The organism is Streptomyces sp. NPDC002130 (genome assembly GCF_040296465.1).
In the GTDB taxonomy this organism is placed as follows: Bacteria; Actinomycetota; Actinomycetes; order Streptomycetales; family Streptomycetaceae; genus Streptomyces.
Genome location: NZ_JBEOXI010001047.1, coordinates 1 through 1,191 on the forward strand (window position 1 = coordinate 1; position 1,191 = coordinate 1,191).

Sequence of the window (1,191 nt, forward strand, 5' to 3'; positions counted from 1 at the left end):
GTTGTCACCCAGCCCAGTGATCCGCTCGGAGTCGGGGTGTACCGATACGCCCCGGACCGCGCCGAAGCTGTCCGGCTGGGCGACGTACGAGAGCACCTTCGTGCGAGCCTTCTCCAACCCGAGTTCGTCGACGTGTTCCCGGTTCTTCTGTTCGTGGTCGCCGACGCGGAAGCACCGCTCGAGAAGTATGCGATGCGGCACTACCGCACGATGCACGTGGATGCCGGTGTGCTGGTTCAGAATCTGTACCTGGTGACCGAGGCGATGGGACTTGTGGGCTGTGCCATCGCAGGATTCACCGATCCGCGAGTGGCATCTCTGTTGAATCTCGCGACGACGCAGCTTCCCGTCATGGCTTTTGCCCTCGGGCGGCCCGGCTAGTTCAGGCGAGAATGCGCGCCTTCTGGGTCTCGAACTCGGCGTCCGTCAATACGCCGGCGTTCTTGAGTTCGCCCAGCTTGGTGAGCTGTTCGATCTTCGCGTCCATCGACGCTGTCGGGGCTGCCTGCGGCGGCAGGGGCGGTAGATCCGGAATCGGCGGCACCGGCTGGGCCTGGGCTGCGCGAGCCTGATCTTCGGCGGCCCAACGGGTCCGCTGACGGCGCTGAACATTGCCGTGAATGGAGCTCGCGACGGCTACCCGGCCGGCTCGCCTCAAGAAACTCATGCGTCCTTCTCCGTATTTTCCGGTGCGGTGTTGTCGAGTGCATCAGCCAGTTCGTCCAAGCTCAGGTGACCTTCGGTGACAACCTTTGCGCCGCTGCGTGTCCAGGCATCGATGGCAGGCAGTATGGCCAGTTCCTCGTAGACGAGTAGGGCGGCAACACTTCCGGCGGCCAACTCGTCACCAACGGCAGCGATGTCGCCGGCGTCGAGCAGTCCGGAGGCAGCGCCGTCGAACTGCGCCAGATCGAAATCTTCGAGTTCGAAGGTGGAGGCCGGTACGACGGATACCGATCCGTCGGCGGCCTTGGTGACGAACTCGAGGTCGAGGATGCGGATCGCTCCGGAGTCGACGAGAGTGAGCAGCTGCTCGAATCCCGCGGAGGTCGGTGCACCGCTGGGAAACTCGACGGCTACGTATTCGATGGGGCCGAACTGGTCTGGGTTGGACATCGGTTACTTCTTGCCCTTCGTGGGTTGCGGTTCTTCCAGAGCAGGTACTTCGTTGGGCATGCGCCCGGCCGGAAT

At 63.6% G+C, this 1,191-nt stretch carries 3 protein-coding genes; 1 reads left to right on the forward strand and 2 read right to left on the reverse strand.

Annotated features, from left to right (window positions below):
* Positions 1 to 381 (forward strand): nitroreductase family protein (locus ABT116_RS48235; RefSeq protein WP_351647855.1); only part of this gene is annotated, 381 nt, incomplete at its 5' end.
* 1 nt (position 382) lies between these two features.
* Here the strand turns inward: ABT116_RS48235 and ABT116_RS48240 are convergent.
* Both ABT116_RS48240 and ABT116_RS48245 read right to left on the reverse strand, forming a co-directional pair.
* The gene (locus ABT116_RS48240; protein ID WP_095969406.1) at positions 383 to 667 is read right to left on the reverse strand and encodes an SHOCT domain-containing protein; all 285 of its coding nucleotides are present in this window, start codon (positions 665 to 667) and stop codon (positions 383 to 385) included.
* Positions 664 to 1,116, reverse strand: a complete 453-nt coding sequence (locus tag ABT116_RS48245; protein WP_298774571.1) for a DUF6325 family protein — start codon at positions 1,114 to 1,116, stop codon at positions 664 to 666. The genes ABT116_RS48240 and ABT116_RS48245 overlap by 4 nt, the downstream gene beginning before the upstream one ends.
* Positions 1,117 to 1,191: the final 75 nt, after the last annotated feature.